General features: G+C 40.0%; 1 protein-coding gene. It reads right to left on the bottom strand.

Annotated features, from left to right (window positions below; translation table 11 throughout):
* Positions 1 to 8 precede the first annotated feature (8 nt).
* Positions 9 to 275: hypothetical protein (locus QWJ41_RS21205; RefSeq protein ID WP_302710480.1), on the bottom strand; the 267-nt coding region annotated here is incomplete at its 5' end.

Raw genomic sequence — 275 nt, 5'->3', positions numbered from 1 at the left:
GGATTAAACTATATAGAATTAGTTCTCGCATTCGAAGACAGATGTTGTAAGGTCCTTACTATAGCTGTATCGTGGATTGTTCTGCAACACTGCCTATCAAACTCTTCCATCTTTTTTAATGTATCTTCGTATGCTTCCGTGGAAACGAAGTCTTGGTCAAGGAATTCTTTAAAGGTCAAAGTCACTTCCTCATCCATCTGCTGTATCCTAGAGGTAGATCCAAAGGGTTGTGAGATAGTTACACGAACACGATGAATACTGCGGTCGCAATAAAC

Source organism: Nocardioides cremeus (assembly GCF_030518195.1).
Lineage (GTDB): Bacteria > Actinomycetota > Actinomycetes > Propionibacteriales > Nocardioidaceae > Nocardioides > Nocardioides cremeus.
This window is presented reverse-complemented; position numbering and strand designations above follow the sequence as displayed.